This is a genomic window from Paludisphaera mucosa (assembly GCF_029589435.1).
Lineage (GTDB): Bacteria > Planctomycetota > Planctomycetia > Isosphaerales > Isosphaeraceae > Paludisphaera > Paludisphaera mucosa.
On sequence record NZ_JARRAG010000002.1, the window covers coordinates 3,160,910 to 3,179,966 of the forward strand.

At 62.5% G+C, this 19,057-nt stretch carries 26 protein-coding genes and 1 pseudogene; 14 read left to right on the forward strand and 13 right to left on the reverse strand.

The window, feature by feature from the left end; translation table 11 throughout:
- Positions 1-270 precede the first annotated feature (270 nt).
- From PZE19_RS21785 to PZE19_RS21810, 6 genes are all read left to right on the forward strand, one after another.
- Positions 271-915 carry a dihydrofolate reductase family protein gene (locus PZE19_RS21785; RefSeq protein WP_277862710.1) on the forward strand — a complete coding sequence of 215 codons (645 nt, stop codon included), beginning with the start codon at positions 271-273 and terminating at the stop codon, positions 913-915.
- Positions 916-994: 79 nt separating this feature from the next.
- Entirely contained in the window at positions 995-1,837 is an 843-nt protein-coding gene (locus tag PZE19_RS21790) for an alpha/beta fold hydrolase (protein WP_277862711.1), read from the forward strand.
- A gap of 69 nt (positions 1,838-1,906) precedes the next feature.
- Entirely contained in the window at positions 1,907-2,302 is a 396-nt protein-coding gene (locus tag PZE19_RS21795; RefSeq protein WP_277862712.1) for a YybH family protein, read from the forward strand.
- A gap of 53 nt (positions 2,303-2,355) precedes the next feature.
- Positions 2,356-2,709: an MmcQ/YjbR family DNA-binding protein gene (locus PZE19_RS21800; protein WP_277862713.1), complete on the forward strand. Its 354-nt coding sequence runs from the start codon at positions 2,356-2,358 to the stop codon at positions 2,707-2,709.
- Between the two features lie 30 nt (positions 2,710-2,739).
- Positions 2,740-3,447, forward strand: a complete 708-nt coding sequence (locus tag PZE19_RS21805; RefSeq protein WP_277862714.1) for a DNA alkylation repair protein — start codon at positions 2,740-2,742, stop codon at positions 3,445-3,447.
- Between the two features lie 304 nt (positions 3,448-3,751).
- Complete coding sequence (locus tag PZE19_RS21810) at positions 3,752-4,918, forward strand: ISAs1 family transposase (RefSeq protein ID WP_277862715.1); 1,167 nt, start codon at positions 3,752-3,754, stop codon at positions 4,916-4,918.
- Positions 4,919-4,957: 39 nt separating this feature from the next.
- Here the strand turns inward: PZE19_RS21810 and PZE19_RS21815 are convergent, their stop codons facing one another.
- Positions 4,958-5,437, reverse strand: a complete 480-nt coding sequence (locus tag PZE19_RS21815) for a hypothetical protein (RefSeq protein ID WP_277862716.1) — start codon at positions 5,435-5,437, stop codon at positions 4,958-4,960.
- Between the two features lie 383 nt (positions 5,438-5,820).
- On the opposite strand from PZE19_RS21815, the gene PZE19_RS21820 reads away from it, so the two are divergent.
- The 5 genes from PZE19_RS21820 (at position 5,821) to PZE19_RS21840 (ending at position 8,263) form a co-directional block, all read left to right on the forward strand.
- Complete coding sequence (locus tag PZE19_RS21820) at positions 5,821-6,465, forward strand: dihydrofolate reductase family protein (protein WP_277862717.1); 645 nt, start codon at positions 5,821-5,823, stop codon at positions 6,463-6,465.
- Between the two features lie 27 nt (positions 6,466-6,492).
- The gene (locus PZE19_RS21825; protein WP_277862718.1) at positions 6,493-6,927 is read left to right on the forward strand and encodes a VOC family protein; all 435 of its coding nucleotides are present in this window, start codon (positions 6,493-6,495) and stop codon (positions 6,925-6,927) included.
- 34 nt (positions 6,928-6,961) lie between these two features.
- Complete coding sequence (locus PZE19_RS21830; RefSeq protein ID WP_277862719.1) at positions 6,962-7,357, forward strand: YybH family protein; 396 nt, start codon at positions 6,962-6,964, stop codon at positions 7,355-7,357.
- A gap of 26 nt (positions 7,358-7,383) precedes the next feature.
- A complete protein-coding gene (locus tag PZE19_RS21835; RefSeq protein WP_277862720.1) occupies positions 7,384-7,737 on the forward strand; it encodes an MmcQ/YjbR family DNA-binding protein in 354 nt (117 codons plus the stop codon).
- A 127-nt stretch (positions 7,738-7,864) separates the two neighbouring features.
- Complete coding sequence (locus tag PZE19_RS21840) at positions 7,865-8,263, forward strand: hypothetical protein (RefSeq protein WP_277862721.1); 399 nt, start codon at positions 7,865-7,867, stop codon at positions 8,261-8,263.
- 15 nt (positions 8,264-8,278) lie between these two features.
- Here PZE19_RS21840 and PZE19_RS21845 read toward each other — a convergent pair whose 3' ends face one another.
- The 3 genes and pseudogenes from PZE19_RS21845 to PZE19_RS21855 form a co-directional block, all read right to left on the reverse strand.
- Entirely contained in the window at positions 8,279-8,521 is a 243-nt protein-coding gene (locus PZE19_RS21845; RefSeq protein WP_277862722.1) for a hypothetical protein, read from the reverse strand.
- 319 nt (positions 8,522-8,840) lie between these two features.
- Positions 8,841-10,055 (reverse strand): ISAzo13 family transposase, encoded by a 1,215-nt coding sequence (locus PZE19_RS21850; RefSeq protein ID WP_277864383.1) that lies wholly within the window; start codon positions 10,053-10,055, stop codon positions 8,841-8,843.
- 78 nt (positions 10,056-10,133) lie between these two features.
- Positions 10,134-10,901 (reverse strand): annotated as a pseudogene (locus PZE19_RS21855) (DUF932 domain-containing protein); the annotation flags it as partial.
- Positions 10,902-11,185: 284 nt separating this feature from the next.
- On the opposite strand from PZE19_RS21855, the gene PZE19_RS21860 reads away from it, so the two are divergent.
- On the forward strand, positions 11,186-12,085 hold the full coding sequence (locus tag PZE19_RS21860; protein ID WP_277862723.1) for a hypothetical protein: 900 nt from the start codon (positions 11,186-11,188) through the stop codon (positions 12,083-12,085).
- A 254-nt stretch (positions 12,086-12,339) separates the two neighbouring features.
- On the forward strand, positions 12,340-12,669 hold the full coding sequence (locus PZE19_RS21865) for a hypothetical protein (protein WP_277862724.1): 330 nt from the start codon (positions 12,340-12,342) through the stop codon (positions 12,667-12,669).
- On the opposite strand, the gene PZE19_RS21870 is transcribed toward PZE19_RS21865, so the two are convergent.
- The 9 genes from PZE19_RS21870 to PZE19_RS21905 form a co-directional block, all read right to left on the reverse strand.
- Entirely contained in the window at positions 12,644-12,886 is a 243-nt protein-coding gene (locus PZE19_RS21870) for a hypothetical protein (protein WP_277862725.1), read from the reverse strand. The genes PZE19_RS21865 and PZE19_RS21870 overlap by 26 nt on opposite strands.
- 571 nt (positions 12,887-13,457) lie before the next feature.
- Positions 13,458-13,880, reverse strand: coding sequence for a hypothetical protein (locus PZE19_RS21875; protein WP_277862726.1), 423 nt, complete (start codon positions 13,878-13,880; stop codon positions 13,458-13,460).
- Between the two features lie 13 nt (positions 13,881-13,893).
- Entirely contained in the window at positions 13,894-14,220 is a 327-nt protein-coding gene (locus tag PZE19_RS33155) for a RyR domain-containing protein (protein WP_368411379.1), read from the reverse strand.
- Positions 14,221-14,325: 105 nt separating this feature from the next.
- On the reverse strand, positions 14,326-14,523 hold the full coding sequence (locus PZE19_RS21880) for a hypothetical protein (protein ID WP_277862727.1): 198 nt from the start codon (positions 14,521-14,523) through the stop codon (positions 14,326-14,328).
- Positions 14,524-14,525: 2 nt separating this feature from the next.
- Complete coding sequence (locus PZE19_RS21885) at positions 14,526-15,236, reverse strand: hypothetical protein (protein WP_277862728.1); 711 nt, start codon at positions 15,234-15,236, stop codon at positions 14,526-14,528.
- 50 nt (positions 15,237-15,286) lie between these two features.
- Positions 15,287-15,592: a hypothetical protein gene (locus tag PZE19_RS21890; RefSeq protein WP_277862729.1), complete on the reverse strand. Its 306-nt coding sequence runs from the start codon at positions 15,590-15,592 to the stop codon at positions 15,287-15,289.
- A 234-nt stretch (positions 15,593-15,826) separates the two neighbouring features.
- The gene (locus PZE19_RS21895) at positions 15,827-16,096 is read right to left on the reverse strand and encodes a hypothetical protein (RefSeq protein ID WP_277862730.1); all 270 of its coding nucleotides are present in this window, start codon (positions 16,094-16,096) and stop codon (positions 15,827-15,829) included.
- A gap of 320 nt (positions 16,097-16,416) precedes the next feature.
- The gene (locus PZE19_RS21900) at positions 16,417-17,211 is read right to left on the reverse strand and encodes a metallophosphoesterase family protein (protein WP_277862731.1); all 795 of its coding nucleotides are present in this window, start codon (positions 17,209-17,211) and stop codon (positions 16,417-16,419) included.
- Positions 17,212-17,288: 77 nt separating this feature from the next.
- Positions 17,289-17,702, reverse strand: coding sequence for a hypothetical protein (locus tag PZE19_RS21905; protein WP_277862732.1), 414 nt, complete (start codon positions 17,700-17,702; stop codon positions 17,289-17,291).
- A 235-nt stretch (positions 17,703-17,937) separates the two neighbouring features.
- On the opposite strand from PZE19_RS21905, the gene PZE19_RS21910 reads away from it, so the two are divergent.
- Positions 17,938-19,029, forward strand: coding sequence for a hypothetical protein (locus PZE19_RS21910; protein ID WP_277862733.1), 1,092 nt, complete (start codon positions 17,938-17,940; stop codon positions 19,027-19,029).
- Positions 19,030-19,057 lie beyond the last annotated feature (28 nt).

The window sequence follows — 19,057 nt, forward strand, 5'->3', positions numbered from 1 at the left end:
ACCTACCACCGAACCCCTTTCTGTTGATCGGCACTCTCCACACGCACCCCATGCAGGCCCCTTCCTAAACGGCGTAGCCGTCCGAATGCTCGCGATAGGGATCGAAACCGGATGGCCGAGGCCCGAAGGGGCTCGGGGCGCAGCCTGAGAGCCCGGCCCGGTAGGGATCGCCGGATTTTACCTGTACAGGCGTTGACATTCTGCCGATAACTGGTTCCAATCCCCGAATCCGGGTCGGCCCCTCGCTACGTTACTTCGGAGGTCCTTTAAATGCCGAAAGTCGTGGTTCGCAACTTCGCCTGTTCCATGGATGGTTTCGGAGCCGGCCTCCACCAAACCCAGTCCGAACCCTTCGGCAAAAACGCCTTCCAGATCATGAACTGGTTCAAGTCCACCCGTACCTTCAAGGCCATGATCGGCCAGGACGGTGGCAGCACGGGGCTGGACGATGCTTACGCGTCCAGGGCCTTCGAGGGCATCGGCGCCTCCATCATGGGCCGCAACATGTTCAGCCCCCTCCGCGGCCCCTGGGCCGATGAGGACTGGAAGGGCTGGTGGGGCGACAACCCGCCCTTCAAGCACCCGGTCTTCGTGCTGACGCACCATCCCCGGCCCACACTGGAGTTCGGGAACGGCACCTCCTTCCACTTCGTGGGAGGCCCGCCGGAGCAGGTCCTGGAGCAAGCTCTAGCCGCGGCCGGGGACAAGGACGTCAAGGTCAACGGCGGCACCGCCACGGTCCGGGCCTTCTGGAAAGCCCGGCTCCTCGACGAGCTGCACCTGGTCATGGCGGCGGTTTTCGTAGGGGAAGGCGAGCGGCTCCTGGGCGGGCTGGGGGTCGAGGAGGACTACGAAGTGGCCGGCTTCGAGGCTTCCGAAGCGGCCGTGCATTTCCGAATCGCCAAGAAACGCTAGGTCTTCTTTTGCAGTCGATTTCGAGAAACACCATTCGACCACTCGATGGGATAGTCACCATCCAGTTCAGGAGCCGAATATGAAGACCACCACTTTTCTCCTGGCAGCGTTCGTTCCGGCCATCGCATCCGCGCACGAGCCGACTACGGGCTACGCGCCGGTCAACGGGCTGAAGATGTACTACGAAGTTCACGGGGACGGAGACCCGGTGGTTCTGCTCCACGGCGCGTTCATGGCGATTCCCAGCGAGGCTGAGTGGATCGCCGAGCTTGCCAAGACGCGGAAGGTGGTCGCCGTCGAAATGCAGGGGCACGGGCGCACGGCCGATATTTCACGCCCGATGAGCGCGGCGAACTTCGCCGACGACGTGGCGGCGCTGCTGGATTACCTCAAGATCCCACAAGCCGACGTGATCGGCTACAGCATGGGTGGTGGCGTCGCGATGGAATGTGCGATCCGCCATCCGGGGAAGGTACGCAAGGTCGTCATCCTGTCGTCTGCGTTGAGTCAAGATGGCTGGGTCAAAGAAGGCGCTGAGGCGATACCGCAGATTACGGCGGAATTGTTCAAAGGCACGCCCATTGAAACGGACTTCAAAAGGCTCAGCCCGACGCCGGACGCCTTTCCGGAGTTCGTCAAGCACGTCGTCGAGTCGGCGACTGACGACATCGGAGCTGAGCAGCTCAAGGCTACCAAGGCTCCTATGTTCTTCATCCATGGCGATGCCGACGGCGTGCGGCTCGAGCATATCGCGGAGATGTTCCGGCTCAAGGGCGGCGACGTTCATGGCGACATGCGGCCGCGCTCCGCATCGAGATTGGCCATCATGCCCGACACGACACATGTCACCCTGATGGATCGCAGGTCTCTTGTCGTCCCTATGGTGAACGACTTCCTCGATGCCAAGCCGCTGAAGCAATGAGGAAGTTGAACATCGCTTTCCAAGCGAGGGACCAGCCGCACGATCATTCCTCGGGCGACGGAGGTTGCGATGCAATCTGATGAACGAGCAATCCGCGAGTTTCACTCGACCTGGATCGACGCCGTCAACGCGGGCGACCCGGCCCGGTTGCTCGTCATGGCGACCGACGATGTCTTGTTCCTCAATCCGGGCCTTTCGACGCTCGGCCGGGATGGGTTCTCCGCCCATTTCGCGGCCGCCCATGTACAGGTTCGGATCAGCTGCGTCAGCAAGCTGGAGGAGGTCGTGATCGTCGGCGAGGTTGCCTACACGCGGAGCCGTGACACGCTCACCGCGTCCCCACGCACCAGTGGGGAAGAGAGCCGACTCGCCGGTGATCGCATGACGATCTATCGCAAACAGCCCGACGGCCGCTGGCTCCTGGCCCGCGATGCGAATGTGCTGTCCCCGGTCGTTCAGCCTTGAGAGGGTCGGTCGTGAAGGGGGCGGCGACATCCCTTCCCAGAGAGGTCAGTCTCATGACCGCGAACGATTTTCGGGAGCTGGCCCTCGGCTTTGATGACGCCGAGGAAAGTGCACACATGGGGGCTGCCGACTTCCGCGTCGGCGGTCGCATCTTCGCGACCCTTGCCCATGAGCATCTCGGGCTCGGGAACCTGATGCTCTCCCCCGAGCTTCAGCAGTCGCTCATCGCCAAGGCTCCGGAAGTGTTCCTCCCCGTCGCCGGCGGCTGGGGCAGAATGGGAGCGACGCACATCCGCCTGGCGGAGGCGACCCCTGAGCAATTACTCGAAGGACTCCAGACCGCATGGAACCTGCGGGTTCAGAAGAACGGCAAATCGAAAGCCCCCAAGCGAAAGACGAAGGGTTGAGCACGTCACGCCCATTCCCCGGAGACGCCCATGACCGCCCAGGAAGTCCTCGATGAACTCAAAACCCTGGGAAAGCCTTCCATCAAGAAGGTGCTGATCAACCACGGGGCCTGCGAGCCGTTCTTCGGGGTCAGCGTCGAGGATATCAAGAAGATCCAGAAACGCATCAAGAAGGACCACGCACTGGCGCTGGAGCTTTACGAAACCGGCATCTCCGACGCGATGTATCTCGCCGGATTGATCGTCGACGACGCCAGGATGACAAAGGCGGACCTCAATCGCTGGGTGAAGGCTGCCTCCTGGTCCATGCTCAGCGAGTCGACCGTCCCGTGGGTCGCGTCCGAAGGCCCGCACGGCTGGGCGATGGGGCTGGAATGGATCGAATCCAAGACCGAGACGATCGCCGCCGCCGGCTGGTCGACCCTGGGGGCCGTGCTCAAGATCAAGCCGGACCATGAACTCGAGCTGGCGAAGATCGGCGAGTTGCTGGACAGGGTCGCCGGGACGATCCACGACCAGCCCAATCGCGTGCGCCTTCAGATGAACGGATTCGTGATTGACGCGGGTTCCTTCGTGGCTGCACTGACGGATCGGTCGCTCGAAGTGTCGGACAGGATCGGTCTCGTGAAGGTCAACATGGGCGAAACGGCATGCAAGGTCCCTGGTGCTCGCGAGTCGATCGAGAAGATCCGGGCGGCCGGAAAGCTCGGCAAGAAACGGAAGACGGTCAAATGCTGATGCGTCGGCAAGGAGACCCGTCGATGCACGTGAATCGCTGAGAACCCACCGGCCTATCCGCATCTGCTATCATCAGCTATGCCCACACCCCGCGCCGCCTGTTTGAGCCCGACGCTACGGCAACTGATGATCCTGGTCCTCGCCGTCGCCACTCTCTGCGCGGCCCTCGTGAGTTCCTATCGAAACGCAGGGCCAGCGCGCACTTATAGGTAGATTCGGCGGAGTCTGGCGGCTTGCGCCGGATCGAGTCATCGGTTAGACCATCTCCAGGCGGCGTCACGGCGCGGGGGACGGGGGTCGGTCGATGGCGGATGCGAGCCGGTTCGGTATGGACGAGGTGGCGGCGTTCTTCCAGGACCTGGATGACCCGCGGTCGGAGATCAATCGCAAGCATCCGCTGGCCTCGGTGGTGGTGATCGCCCTGGTCGCGGTCCTGGCGGGGGCCTCCGGGCCGACGGCGATCGCGCGGTGGGCGGCGTTCAAGCGGGGTCTGCTCGAGTCGATCCTGCCGCTGCCGAACGGGGTGCCGTGCAAGGACGTCTTCCGGCGCGTGTTGATGGCCCTGCGGCCCGAGGCGTTCCAGCCGTGCTTCGCCGCCTGGCTGCGGTCGCTGCGCGACGAGGCCGCGGCCGAGACGGGCGTCGAGCGGCCCACGCTGGCGATCGACGGCAAGACCCTGCGTCGCAGCCACGACCGCAAGAACGGCCTGGGGGCGTTGCACTCGGTGACCGCCTGGGCGAGCGAGTACGGCCTGTCGCTGGGCCAGGTCGCTTGCGATGAGAAGTCGAACGAGATCGCTGCGATCCCCGAGTTGCTGAAGCTGATCGACGTCTCCGGCGGCGTCGTGACGATCGACGCGATGGGCTGCCAGAGGGAGGTCGCCGGGGCGGTCGTCGCCGCCGGCGGCGACTACGTGCTGGCGCTGAAGGGGAACCAGGGGACGCTGCATCGGGCGGCCGTCGCCCACGTCCTGGGGCGTTGGGACGAAGGGTTCGCGGGGGAGCCGGTCGGCCGCCTCCAGGTCGATGAGGCGGCCCACGGCCGTCGCGAGTCGCGGACGTACATCCAGCTCGAGGCCCCGAAGGACCTCCCCGGCTTCGAGGCGTGGCGGGGGCTGAGGTCGATCGGCGTGGCGATCTCCGAGGTCGTCCGCGAGGGAAAGACGGCGGAGGACGTCCGCTACTACATCAGCAGCCTGCCGGTCGAGCCCGACGCTAAGGCGTTCGCCCACGCGGTCCGCTCGCGCTGGGGGATCGAGAACGGCTGCCACTGGACCCTCGACGTGACCTTCCGCGAGGACGAGTCGCGAATCCGAGAGGAGCACCTGCGCCAGAACATGGCCTGGCTGAATCGCTTCTGCCTGTCCCTGCTCAAGCGGCACCCCGGGCGGGACAGCGTCGCCATGAAGCGACGCGGATGCGGATGGAGCGACGACTACTTGATGGAAGTCGTTAGAGGATCGACATGTTAGTGAGCGCTGGCCCTGGCTCCTCGGGCGTCAACTCGTCGGTCATGCTGCGATGGCCTTGAGTTGGCGGGCCAGCGACTCGACTTCGCGTGTCACATACGCGAGGTTTCTGTAGGTCTCGTGTTCGCTAAAAAACCCGCTATGCCCGGTCTCTCCCCGGTAAACCGCCATCCCAGGGACATAATCCCAGCCGTGTGCGCAGTCGAAGCCGAACCACCACACGTGGTCATCGCCCTCCGTTTTGTGACAGATGCCGTGGCTTTCGTCGTCACTCGGCTGGCACGTGTCGGCGAAGGTCAGCCCGCCATGAACTTCGACGTGTGGCCTGTCGTAGTCTTTTCCGAAGTGAGGATGTTCTTTCGGAACACCCACATATCCACAGAGCGCCCCCAAACGGTTACGTACGATGAGGCAGGGATAACCTGTTGACGTATCCTGCCATTGCTTCTTGTCCGGCTCATCCTGCCATTCGCCGTTGCCCCATTGGCTCTTGTCCAGAGTGCGGTATTCGATTGTTTCCATATTGCAGCCTCCTTGCTGTTGATACACCTTGTGTAGCGCGGTTCCCGCTTTCGGTCAAGCGAATAAATACACTTTGTGGAAAGAGAATCACCACGCCCCAGACGGTGCAGTTTTGCTCGACAGAAGCCCCAACTTCCCCCATGGATGCCCCTTTCTTGGACGCGCAGCGTCCTGCGGAGCAGCGATAGGGATCGTCACCTTCGGCGGAGACTCGAAGAGGCTCCGGGAGAGCAGCGAGTAGAGCCCGGCCCGGTAGGGATCGCCCAATCCCGAAAATTACTGTACGTCCGTTTACTTCCTGCCGATAAATGGTTCCAATCCCCGAATCCGGGTCGGCCCAGTCGATCGACCTATCCTCGCTACGGTTCTTCGGAGGGCCTTGAATGCCTAAAGTCGTGGTTCGCTCCTTTGCGTGCTCCCTGGACGGTTTCGGAGCCGGCCTGCAGCAAACCCAGTCCGAGCCTTTCGGCAAAAACGCCATGCAGATCATGAACTGGTTCAAGGCCACCCAGACCTTCAAGACCATGATCGGCGGCGAGGTGGGCAGCACGGGGCTGGACGACAGCTACGCGGCCAGGGCCTTCGAAGGCATCGGCGCCTCCATCATGGGGCGGAACATGTTCAGCCCCCTCCGCGGCCCCTGGGTCGACGAGGAGTGGAAGGGCTGGTGGGGTGACAACCCTACCTTCAAGCACCCGGTCTTCGTGCTGACGCACCACCCACGGCCCACGCTCGAGTTCGAGAACGGCACCTCCTTCCACTTCGTAGACGGCTCGCCGGAAAAGATACTGGAACAGGCCCAGGCCGCGGCCGGTGGCAAGGACGTCAAGATCAACGGCGGCACCGCCACCGTCCGGGCCTTCTGGAAAGCCCGGCTCATCGACGAGCTGCACCTGGTCATGGCTCCGTCCTTCGTGGGGGAAGGCGAGCGGCTCCTGGGCGGGGTGGGGGTTGAGGAGGACTACGAGGTGGCCGGCTTCGAGGCATCCGAGGCCGCCGTGCATTACCGGATCGTGAAGAAGGGCTGAGGCGGCACCAGCGAGGAGCGGAAGAACATGTCAGTCAAACGCATGGACAACGTCCTGCTCGTCGTCGACGACCTCGAAGTCACCAAGGCGTTCTTCCTCGAGCTAGGCCTCACGCTCGAAGGCGAGGCGACCGTCGAAGGGCCTGAGGTCGGGCGACTGATCGGGCTGAATGATGTCCGGGCCACCATCGCGATGATGCGGACCCCGGACGGGCAAGGCATCGAGCTGGACAAGTTCCACACGCCGGACGCGGTCAGGTTGGGCCCTGTGGACGCACCGGTGAACGCGCTGCGCTACCGCCGCGTCATGTTCGCCGTGGACCAAATCGACGCTCTCATCGCGCGCATGGTCGCCCACGGGGCCGAGCTTATCGGCGAGATGCAGTACGGGGACACGTACCGGCTGGCCTACATCCGGGGGCCCGAGGGCATCATCGTCGGGCTTGCCGAGCAGCTTGGATAGAAGATGCCGAGGATTTAAGCCAAGGAGGTAGCAAATGCGATCTGATGAGCAGGCCATCCGCGAGGTTCATTCCATCTGGATCGACGGCATCAACGCAGGTGACCTGACACGGTTGCTCCCCATGACGACGGACGACGTCGTGCTCATCATTCCGGGCGAGGTGTGCATTGGTCGGGATGGGTTCGCCGCCAAGTCCTCGGGCGCTCACGAAGAGCTTCTGATCCATTGCGTCAGCGAGTTGAAGGAGGTCGTGGTCGTCGGCGAGGTTGCCTACACGCGGAGCCGGGACTCGCTCACCGTATCGCCACGCGCCGGCGGAGAGGAAAGTCGGCTTGCCGGTGATCGCCTGACGATCTACCGCAAACAGCCCGACGGCCGCTGGCTCCTGGCCCGTGATGCGAATACGGTGTCCCCGGTCGTCGAGCCTTGAGAGTCCATGCCAGAGAGGTCGGTTTCATGACCGCGAACGACTTCCGGGAGCTGGCCCTTGGCTTCGATGACGCCGAGGAAAGCTCCCACATGGGTGCTGCCGATTTCCGCGTGGGCGGCCGCATCTTCGCGACCCTCGCTCATGAGAATCTCGGGTTCGGGAACCTGATGTTGTCCCCCGAACTGCAGCAATCGCTTATCGCCGAGGCTCCGGAGGTGTTCCTCCCCGTTGCTGGTGGCTGGGGGAGAATGGGCATGACGCATATCCGCCTGGCGGAGGCGTCGCCGGAGCAGTTGTTCAAAGGGATCCATCTCGCTTGGAACCTGCGGGTGCAGAAGAACGACAAATCGCGATCAACCCGGCGCAAGACGCAGGGCTGAGTTGATCAGGTGCCGCCATGAGGGAACTCGACGGCGATCCGATAATTTTGGACGCCCAAAAATTATATTTCGCTAAACCAAGACACCGGTTATCCTCTTGGAAACCAACCCTTCCAGGAGACCGACCGTGGCCCCGTACATCGACGCCTGGTTCGCCCTGACCCTCGTGATCATCGGCCTCTCGCATGCGGCTCAGCCCCGCCTCTGGGCTGACTTCTTCAACGCCATGAAGCGGACCGGCCTCGCCCCGCTGATCATCGGGATGTACACCCTGCCCACCGGCCTGCTGATCTTGATCGGTCACAATCTGTGGGTCTGGGACTGGCCGGTGTTCGTCACCGTCTTCGGGTGGGGCATGACGATCAAGGCGACGATCTATCTGATCTTCCCGGCGGTCCCCAACCGGATGATCGACAACGCCGACCGGTGGCAGAAGGCATACAGCGTCTTCCGCGTGGTCGGGGCTGTGATGAGCGTGCTCGGCGTCGTTCTCACATGGCAGGCGTTCCGGCACCTTCCGGTGTAGCGGGCGGGTCGGTGGTCAATCCCCGCACGCGAACGGATTCGCGTGGCTGGGCGGCTCGGTCTTCAGGTCGACCAGCTCCGCCCCGTCCTCATCGATGCGGACATGACCGGCGAGGCGGCGGCCGCACCAAACGGCGTACCAGCCGTGCCCCGGGTTGCTCGCCTTGAACTGCTCGAACGCGGCTCCCAGGGTGATCGCCTCGACGGCAAAGTCGTCCACGGCACCGTCGTGGCCGGGGCTGAGGAATCGGAAGGTCATGGGGTGGGCTCCAGGGTGGTGCGCACGGTCAAAGCCGCTGTCAGTCTGGGTTTCGGGTCGCCAATGGTCAAAAAGCGGTTTTTCGCGCGCGCCGTGCTGTAGACGACTGTAACGACACGAGTTTCCCTTGCGCATCCGTGCGCGGAGCGGTTAAGGGGCCGTCCGTGGCCCCGTCGCGGCTCAGTTCCGGCTGAACGTCTCCGCCAACTCCCATAGGCGGCGGTTGATTCGCAGGTCGGCATCGACGGCCTTCACCGGGCGAGTGGTGACCTGGCGTCCCCGCCCGTTAGGAGTCGCGCCAAAATAACTTGCCGGGATATTAGTGCCGCCTCGGATGGATCTCATAGTTCCATTCGCCGTGGTAGGCGTGTCGTTTGATGGTGCATCCCGCCAGCTCCTGGTCGCTGACTTTCCGGCCCTTCTCGTAGGTGCCTTCGTCCAGCCAGGCGTGGACCTCCAGTCCAGTCCCCGTGGTCGTCGCGCCGATCGACTCGACCACGACCTCCAGCGTCTCCAGCGGCGTCCCCCGCCAGTTCCGCGTGATGTGGCAGAATACCCGGTGCTCGATCTTGTTCCACTTGCTCGTCCCCGGCGGATAGTGGCAGACCTCGACGATCAGCCCCGTCTCGTCGGCCCACCTCTGCAACTCGGCCTTCCACAGCCGGCACCGCGAGCCGTTGCTGCCGCCGCTGTCCGCCGTCACCAGCACCCGCCTGGCCCGGCCATAGTTCGCCCGGCCCAGCTTCTCCCACCACCGGCGAATCGCCGCCACCGCGAACTCGGCCGTGTCGTGGCTGATCCCCACCGACACGCCCGCCTCGTCGCGATGGATGTCGTACACGCCGTACGGCACCGCCTTGCCCAAGGCCGGGTCCGGGAAGTCGTGCGTCTTCACCGGGATCGGATCACCCTGCGGACGATACGTCCGCCCGGGATTCTTGAGGTTCCCCAGCACTTCCTTCTTCTTGGTGTCGACCGACAACGCCGGCTCGCCGCGTCGCCGACGGGCCCGGACCCGATCGCTGATGTGCCGGAACTGGCCGTCCCGGTCCGGGTGCTGCTTCCCCTCGCGCGTCTTGCGGTTTCCCTGCAGGCTGTAGTTCATCGCCGCCAGCATCCGCCGCACCGTGGTCGGGCTCACCGCGTACCCTCGCTGGCACAACTCGTCGGCCAGGCGATAGGTGCTCTTGATCGTCCAGCGCAGCGGGTTCGTCGGCGCCCCCCGGACCGTCGGCTCGATCAGCCGGTCCAGAGCCCCTCGCAGGGCGGGCTGGGTGGCCGCGTGGGGCTTGCGGCCGCCGCCGGCTCGCCGCTGGCGATGGCCGGCGAGCGGCTCGGGATCGTCGAGCTCCTTCAGGCCCGTCCGCACCGTGCGATCGGACAGGCCCGTGGCCTGGGCCACGGCCGTGATCCCGCCGCGCCCCAGGGCCCGGGCCTCGACGGCCGCCCAACGCCGCCGCCCACGCTCATCCAGGTCGTCGAGCAGCGCCGCGTACTTGCTGCGAAGGGCTTCCACGATGTCAGGATCTTGCATCGCCGGACTGTCGCAGAAAGCCGGCGACCACAACAAGACCGTATCCGGCAACTTATTTTGGCGCGAGCCCTTACGTCCGGTCTGGCCACCCCGCAGGAGAGCCTCCTGAACGCAATTGAACGTCCGCCAGAGGTCCCGGCTGCAATCGGGCCGGGTCATGTCCTCGTCCCTGCGGGCGGTCAGGAGCCATGAGGCCGGGATATTCGGGTTCGGCTTCAGCTCCATAGCCTGGCGGGCGAAGTCCATCTGAACGGGCCGGGGCAGGATGATCTCCTTCCAGTCGGCGATCCGGTTCATGATGGTGGGCACGCCCTCCATGATCTGCGTCGTCGCGGCCATGATCTGGCTGCGGAGATCCCGGCTGCCCGAATGGCGAATTGAGAAACTGCCGAAGTCGCTGGACTGGACGATCATCCCATTCTCGCAGACGAACCTCATCACGCCGCTGAAAACGCGGTAGGCGGAGGAGCGGTCGTGGCTGTTGACGAGCACCACCTCGGGCACCTCGCCCTGGCCGTCGAGGAAGCTGTTGTGGCGGAGCCTGAGCATGTGGCGGGTGAAGTCCCGCTTGCCGGGAACGCGGCTGCGGCTCTGCTTGGCCGAGGTGACCCGAAAGCCCTGCTCGGACATCATGTCGAGCACGTCAGCCGTTGGGATGAACCGGTAGGACTGGCTCATGCCCTCCCACGGGGTGGTGGCGAACACCGAGGGAGTGAGGGTGCGGAGCTGGTCGCGGGTGATGATTGAGCTGACCATCGGGAAGCCTCCTGAAAGATGCCTGTTTGCCTGGGGTTGTCGCGTCGAGCGGCAATTCACTTGGCAAACGGGGCGAAAGACTCCCCCCATAGAATTTGGGCGGCGCGGTCACCCGTACCCGGGCTGTAGGGAGCAGTGACGGCTGCAAGTAGCGAAGCGGATGAAGCTGGCGCGCCACGACCTTGACAAGCCGCCTCCGGGCAGCCGGGTTAGTCCCCCGCGTCAGAGATCGGGAGGGGCCGAAGGTGCCGCTTCAGCGGCCGAGCGTCTAGCGAGCCCGGGAGAGCCCGCCCCGAAGGGAGACGCCGTCAGCCGGAGACGCTAAGATGGCCGCTTCCAAGAATTGGGCAACCACGCGGATAGGGGCGTAACTCGTGGCAGCGAAAACAGTTCCGGGAAAGCACGACCGCAAGATCCTTTGGGGGATCAGCATCGCCGGGTTCGTGCTTTGGGTCGTATTGGCGTTCATGCCGAAGATCGCGCTGAATTGTTTCTGGTTCCAGCTGGATAAAGAGGAGGAAGTGAAACGGGTCGAATCGGTCCTAAGCCAACTCGGTACATTCGGAGACATGTTCGGGGCGCTGAATTGCTTATTTTCCGGGGCCGCATTCGTCGGGGTTGTCTATGCCGTCCTGCTGCAGCGTCGCGAATTGCACGACTCGCAGCAGGCCACCCAGCGGGCGGAGCGTGCGCTGGGGCTGCAGCATCGGCTGTCGCTCTACCAGAACATGGCTGATCACCATCGTCACCAGGAGGAACAGGCGGTCAGAGATCCTCTACTTCGGGCTCGCTCCAGGGGTAGAGAACGAGCGTTTGCTGAACTGATGAGCGGCCTGCTACGAGAGTCGGAGGCTTTCATCCGGGGCGACGAGCCCACCGCCGAGCAGGCGCCCGTCTACTACGATCACCCCGCCCGCATCGGCCACCTTGCTTATCTTTATCGAGAGGAACGTGGCACGCTCCTCGATCCTCAGGAACCATTTGGCCCGGTCCAGGAACTCCTCCTAGATCTGGCCGAAGAACTGGCTGCCTTGACCGAATTGGTCAGAGACAACCCTGCTGCCCAGGCGGGCCTGTTAGAGGCCGGTCATGCAGTGAATGCGGCAGTCCAGCCGCAAAACCTGCTGGAGCCTGAAACGACTGAGGAGGGCGTGCGCGCATTTCAGGTCGAGAACGCCGATCTCGCATTTCATTCCGCGATTCATGCCGCCGCCAATCTGTTTCCTGCTGTTGACGTTCCCCCGCGCGCTCCTGAGGCTCCGCCTGCCGCCTGAGCCGCCTGTACCTCCACGGTCGAAACGACCAGCTCGCCCGTCGGGGGCCTTGGTGAGACGCTTTCCAGAGGCGGCCTCGGCCCTGAGTTGCTCCCGGTATTCATCGTGACCCTCCCCGCGTCAGCGATGCGGAAGGCGGCGAAGCCGGTCCCAGAGGGACGGAACCCTGAAGCTCCGCGACGGCGCCAGCCGGGACGCCCATCATCTGGCGCGCTCCGGCCCCCTTCTGGTAAAATCCCACCAGGAGGATCGCCATGCTCTACACCGAAGCGGATGGCTTCGCCTTCGCCCATGCCCGGACACAAGGCCGCGTGCTCATCGACGGCGGGCTCTTCACCCCGATCAAGGAGGACGGGATCACCGTAGGCGTCGAGCCGACCGCCGAGCTGCTGGAGCTGTTCAGCGAGCCGCCTCCGGCCGATCGGCTCTTCGACGTCCTGGTCCGCTTCTCGCTCTATCATGACATGGTGCATGACCACGGCCCGATGACGGAGGTCGTCGACGAGCTGCGGGCCATGGGGATGCGGAAGGGCGAATCAGGAACGCTCTGGAAGGCCGTCAGGCGTGGCCTGTGCGTGCCTTGAGCACCTCGACGTCGTTCACGTCTATGACCTGCGGGATGCTGGGCGTGTCCCAATCGACGGTGACGGCCATGCTGCTGGTGAGAAGCTCGGTGTCGGCGACGGTGCCGAGGGCAACGAACAGGGCGGCGTTCTGCTCCGTCCTAGCCATTCCCAGCGGACGGTACTGCACCAGGTCGCCCGGCTTGATGTCCTTCACGCGGTAGCGAAAGCTGGTCATCGCTGGTTCCTTGGTGGGAATCACTTCCAGACGGTCATGGTAGCTCGTTTGCGAGGGCAGCGCCAATCGGTCGAGGCGGCGTCAGGTCAAGTGCGGGGTTTCCTGAGTTCGCCGGACGCGAGTGCGGTAAGGGCTTCTCTCGCCTCCTCAGCCGCCCCGGGCTCGTCGAATAAGCTTGTGACACGCGGCCCTTGGTCCCAGCACGCGATCTTGTCGAGGCAAGCTTTCAACGCATCCCGCTCCCTCGTCACCGCGGCGAGTTCCTCGACCAGGCCAACCACCGGCGGCTGGCCAACCCCGTGAACGATCGGCTCGGTCGGACTCGGCCGGAAGTCGTGCTTCCCGACTTCGTCCGTCGTTCCTAAGCAATCCAGCGGCTTGTCGATATTCGAGGGCCTCGGTTTGCTCATAGGAGGAACGGTATCTCGCATATAGCTCACGACCGCCCCACGTCAGCCCCAGCGACCGCCAGCCGATCATTCACGAGCATGGCGACGAACGCCTTGGCATCCTGGTAATTCTCGGCGGGCCTCAGCCGATCGACCCGTTCCCATTGCGACCTCATCGGCACTTAGAGGAATCCACGGTCTCTCAGACGTTCATTTTCGGGGTTCAGCCCGTCGCGGGAAGGCTTTTGGTCGTCCGCGAACTGGATCGCGACGACGTTCTTGTCCAAGGAACGGCTGAGTCTGATACCGGCGTTCTTGAAGCTCTCCAAGCCCACAAAACCCGACGGAGTGGGGCGCAGGCCGGTCAGACGTTCGACGTGGGTTGATTTCGGCTTCTGGCTCTCGACGAGCTCCTCGGCCACCACTGTTTCCACGGCTGGGGATGCTGACCGCGACGGAATCGGCAGCTGGTCGGCGGTGACGAGCCCGGAATTCGGATCGGCGAGGATGGCCGCGATGGGGGACTGCTCGAGGACCTCAGCGACGGGCGTGGGTTCGGCGGCTGGGGCTTCGACTTGGCCTTTCTTGCGGCTCTTGCGTGGCATCGTCGGGCCTTCTCTACGCTAGGGCTGCGACGACGGCCTTGAACAAGGCGTCTTTTTTCTGCTGCTCTACCGGAAGCTGCTCATAGGGGACACAACAAGGGTGGGTCTTTTGTTCGGCGTCCTTCACCTCGCCGTAAACCCAGCCGTCGGCCAACTTGTCTTTGAGCCATGCCTCGTGTTGTGCAGATGCTGGAGCATCAGGATTTGCGATGGCATATTCAACGCCCTTAATGGCGCTCTCACGCTGCCATGCGGCTGCTTCTTCCCAAGGGAGTTGGCTATTATCGCCGATGCTATGGCAGTAGGTCTTGTTCGCTTCGTGGCAAACTTTGCAATCGATTCGTTAGAGTAATTCATGGTGCCTCCTTGCTGTTTCGGCAGGAGGCTAGCGCAGTGAATCATACATGTCAAAAGGAAAGGGACGAGCCGAAGCCCGTCCCGATCGTCATGCGGAACCCTGCCGCTCGACTTCCTTTCTCAGGATCACCGCCACTGGCTCTGGCACCGGTGCCTTGCCCTTCCTCCAGTTCCAGAGGGTCTGCCTCGAGTAGCTATGCCCGTGCTCCTCTAGGAGCGCCAGGAGCCGTGGCCGCCAGTCCTCGCCCCAAAGGGCGAGGACCAGCTTGTAGAACTCGTCGGCCAACATTAGTTGTCGAACCAGAAGACGATGCGGACGTCCTCTGGCTTCCCGAGTCGCCAGAGCTGTGGCAGGGTGTCCGACAGAAATCCACGAGCGGCTTTGTAGTAGGGCTGTTCCCACTCGACTTGGCAGTAGACGCTCGGGAGCTGTTCCTGAACCTTCTCCTCGCTGCGATACCAGTCTCCGGCGGTAACCTCTTCGATGCGGCGACGCATCTCAGCCTCGGAGACCTTCTCGACCGAACCGCCGCCAACGTCTCCGCAGTAGCTTTCCGGCCCTTCGCCATCCTCACGGCGCCAGCGGTTCCATTCGTAGAATTGTGCTGCGCTCACGTAACCCCGATGCTTGGTCGTCTGCGTCCAGTCGTACTCGAGCAGTTCCGCGACGGTGAACCACGAGTGGCTATGACCGTCGCCGTCCCAGCAATCAGAAGCGGCTTTGACCATATCGGACACATCGTCCGGCAGGCCTCTCGGGTCATCAATCGGCACAAAGCCGTTGCCGGTGTCACAACCAGCAAAACCGCGTCCGTTCCTCACGTCTGCAAGGATCGCAAACAGGCTGTAGTTGCGGTCCGAGTAGAATCGCTTCTTGTAGTGAATAGACGAAGCGGGTTCAACCTCATGACCGGAGGCCTCGCTCGGTTCCCAGCGGTCGGCTGATTGCCAGTCTCCGTTAACCTTGTTCTCGACGTAAAAGTGGATATCGCATCCCATAAATCCTCCATGAAGTTATGGGGAGAGCGTCCATGCCCTCCCCGGTCTTGTTATGCTGCCTTGCCACGGCTCTCAGTGATCGCCTTGGCAGCAACCCGATCGGCTTCACCGCCATCACGTTCGTTCTGGTGCTTCAGCCCATACCCTGCATGGGTTGCAATGGTGAAGTTCAGAAGATCAACGACGTAGATGCCTCCGTCGCCGTGGGACATCTCCCTCAGATAGGACTCGTCGGTCTCTCTGAAGTCTGTCGGAAGGTTCCAGCAGCCGAGCGACAGATTCCCGTCGATGTCGTTATGCGCGATTCCGAGCAGGCGAGCAAAAGCGTATTGAATATCGCCTTCGCGGCCTTTCATGACCTCCTTGAGGCGGTTGATGTAGTTCTGAACCTGCGGTGCGTGCCAGTGTAGGTACATTACCGGTGAGTATGCAGTGCCAGATTTCAAGATTACTAAAGCTCTATCTCCCATAGGGATTCCTTTCTAGGTGCATCGGGCTTCATTGCCCTACTGCGATTGACTAATGACAAACAAATTTACCGATGTCAAATAGAATGTGAGGGGCGGCATCGGTGACCGCCCCCGACATTGCTAGCGTGCCGTCACGTTGTCGCGTTCCCTGACGCCCTTCGCATCGGCCCGTCGCTGGTTCTTGATCCTGACGTAAGCCTCCCGGAGCAGCTCGGCCATCGCCAGCAGGTCGTCGCCATTGAGCGAGTCGGAGTTTTTCCAGGTATCGTCGCCTGCCTTGTAGGACCGCTGGGGATTGGCGGTGTAGTAGGTCTTGCCCTCGGTGCTCGTATTGCGCCATACGACGACTTGTAAGCATCCGTCGCGGAGTTGGTGAGCTGGTGAAGCCATGATTTAGTTCCTTTCTTCGAGTTACAGGCCGCCTATCGGCCTTACCGGCACTCTTTCGAGGCTGCAAGAGACGGGGATTGCAAGAACAAGATGCGAGCTTGCGCTGCATTTTTCTTGCAATGCACGGCTGCGGCCTCACTGTGCATCGGAAGGCTTCTATGCGGTGGTCTGTTTCGAGAGCAGGAACCGGCTATGGCGCGGCCTGCGGCCTGATCCGTCGGGATTGTCAGGCCGGTAGAATGGCGGGACCCCGCCGGAACGGCATTTTCAACCCGTTCGGCGGTTAGTTCCAGCGACTGGGGACATCATGGCAACCGCCATCACTCGACTTCGAGCACCCTCTGAACGCGCGGCTTCCCGTAGACCGCCCCGCCGGTCAGAACGCGGAGATTCGGCAGGATCTGGGCCTCGCCGGACCCATGGGTGTGCCCGCACAGCACCGACATTTGCCGGTCCGGGGCGGCCGCCGCCGCCTCGACGAGCGCATCGCCAACCGCCTTGCAGCTGAAGAACGGCAGCCAGTTGTCGTCGGACACCTTCCCCTCGTGCCAGCAGGCCTCGCGGAAGGGCGGGACGTGAGTCAGGACGATAACGTGCCGGAACCGTGACAGGGCATCTGGCAGAAAGGCGCGGAAGTGAGCCGCCGCCTCGTCGCCGAGGGCGTGGAGTTTAGCGAGCCGTTCGTCCTTGCTCTCCCAGAACCCGCCGAACTCCTCGATCAGCTTGAAATCATTGAGCATCACGTCGGAGCGGTGGTAATCGCCGAGCCGTCCATCGCCCCAGCCGTCATGGCCGACCAGGCAGGTGGTTTCGGTGAACGGCACGACCCCGGCGTCGGGCATCCAGTGCAGGTTCGCCACCTCGCGGCACGACTCGCGAATCTCAGCCCGGACGCCAGCGATCGACCCCCGGTAGAAGTCGTGGTTCCCGAGAACGAAGTAGACCGGCGCCCGATCAGCGAAAGCCCGCAGGTGGCCCGCCACGTCGTGGGCCTCGCCGATGTCGCCGGTGATGGCGAAGGCGTCGGCTTCGGGGAGCGAAGCGAAGAACGCCTTCAGCCCGGCATGCCGGAGGAAATTCAGGTGGATGTCGGTCAGCCAGGCGAGGCGTTTCATCTTGCGGGGTCCTTCGGGAGTTCCCGCGGAGGGTAGGCCGGATCGGCGGGACGGGCAAGCAGTTGTTGAGGGGACCGTCAGACATTCCAGTCCCAGCCGTAATACTCGGGCTCCCCGCACGCCGCGTAATGCCCACGGCTCTGGTAGAGCTCGGCCTTGTCAGCCCCGATGACGGAAAACCGACTATCTCCCCGCTGGTAGAGCACCTCCCACTCGCCGCCCCGGTCATGGGCCTGGCCGCCGATCAGCGTGGCAAAGCCGACGGCCCATGATTCACCGGAGCCCCATGGGGGCCATTCGGACCGAACGCCGCCGGAGGGGTCTTCGAGGCAAGCATCCTCATCGGCGTAGATCGCCCCGTGGGTGTCCCGGAACACAACGTAACTGCCGTCCGCCCTGGTCACGCCGACGGCGTAGCCTCCGCATTCGGGCACTTGCAGCAGGCTGGCGTCGAGCACGATGGCCAGCGCGTAGGCCTTGTTTTCGATCATGGGGCCTCCTTTGGCTCCATTGTACGTCTGGGCAGTTGAGGGCGCTAGACGGTCACAACAGCACGAACTGGCCACCGACCGGCGTCTCGGCCTCTGGCATGGCGTCCTACGGCGACCGGAATGCGAGAGTGCGAGCCATTTCGTTGCTCCCGCGGCTTTGAGACACTAGAATCCTGAATCGCCGAATGGCTTCGACCTCCGGTAGCATGGCTCAAGAGATAAGGGGATAGCGGCAATGGCTCTCACCGGGAAGATGGTGAGGCTCATCAGAAAATTGATCGGTTTGCATATCAATACCCCAATTAGACAGAGTGTGCAGGTCGAGGAACTTTCAAGAGCGGATTCACGGCTGAATCCGCTCGCGCGAATGGTTGGCACGCCAACTGAATGTCGTTTGCAACGATCGTTCTGCGCATGGTCTGACTTGCTTGGGTTTGGTCGCCCGTTTTCGGAGGCGGACTGGTTACCTAATCCGCAAGTCTGGCGTCAGCAAGCCGAGCGGGTAGGTGCCGCTTATCGTGACCAATGCAAGTTTCTTAGCGGCCCTGATGGCAGCTACATGCTGTTATTAAACGATGGGATCGTCCGGTCCATCACGTGCAGTCCTAGATTCGGAGTTGCGAGTCTCGCAAGTTGGACTAGATCCGCAGTTCAAGGCCATTATTTTGTCCGTCAAAGGGAGTTTTCGCAGAACCTGCCCGGCCCCAGAACGGTTTTATCGTCCGGTTGGGTTGCCGAGCATTCTTACTCTGAAGTGCGAGTCGACGATCTTGTTTTCGATTATACTCACCAACAAAGTGGTCTTTCTAAGGTTGCCGAGGCACTTGGCAACCCTGTTATGGTGTCGAATCCTTCCCAGCTTCAACTTAATACGGCATTTTCGAGGGCCTATTTGCTCGACCAAGCCGGGAGCAAGAGTGGTATCTCGGGCTCAAGATTCTACCTCGATCAACGCTTCTTGGATGATGTAACCGATCTTCTAAAACACGATGATCAAGTTTGCATTAAGATTGTGGAGCGCAATTCTGATATTCTATTTGCGGTAGAATACCTTGATTCAGCACTGCAGGGCGTCTCCATGGACACTGGTGACGTGCTTACAGCTGCGAGATGGAATCAAATACTGGAAACCGAGAAAGCGGAATCGGCCGCACGCGGTCACTCGGTATTTCGAAACGGCTCAGGATATCGGCCTTGGGCCATGGGATTCCTGCTTGAATCTCCGGCCATTCAGGTGGATTTACCGAGCTTAAAGACACGAGTCTATCGCGTTCTTGGTTTTTTCCCTTCCGATGAAGATCCAAGAGAATTTATGTTTGAGCTTTAGCCATCGGTTGGAAACCGTTGAGCGGCCA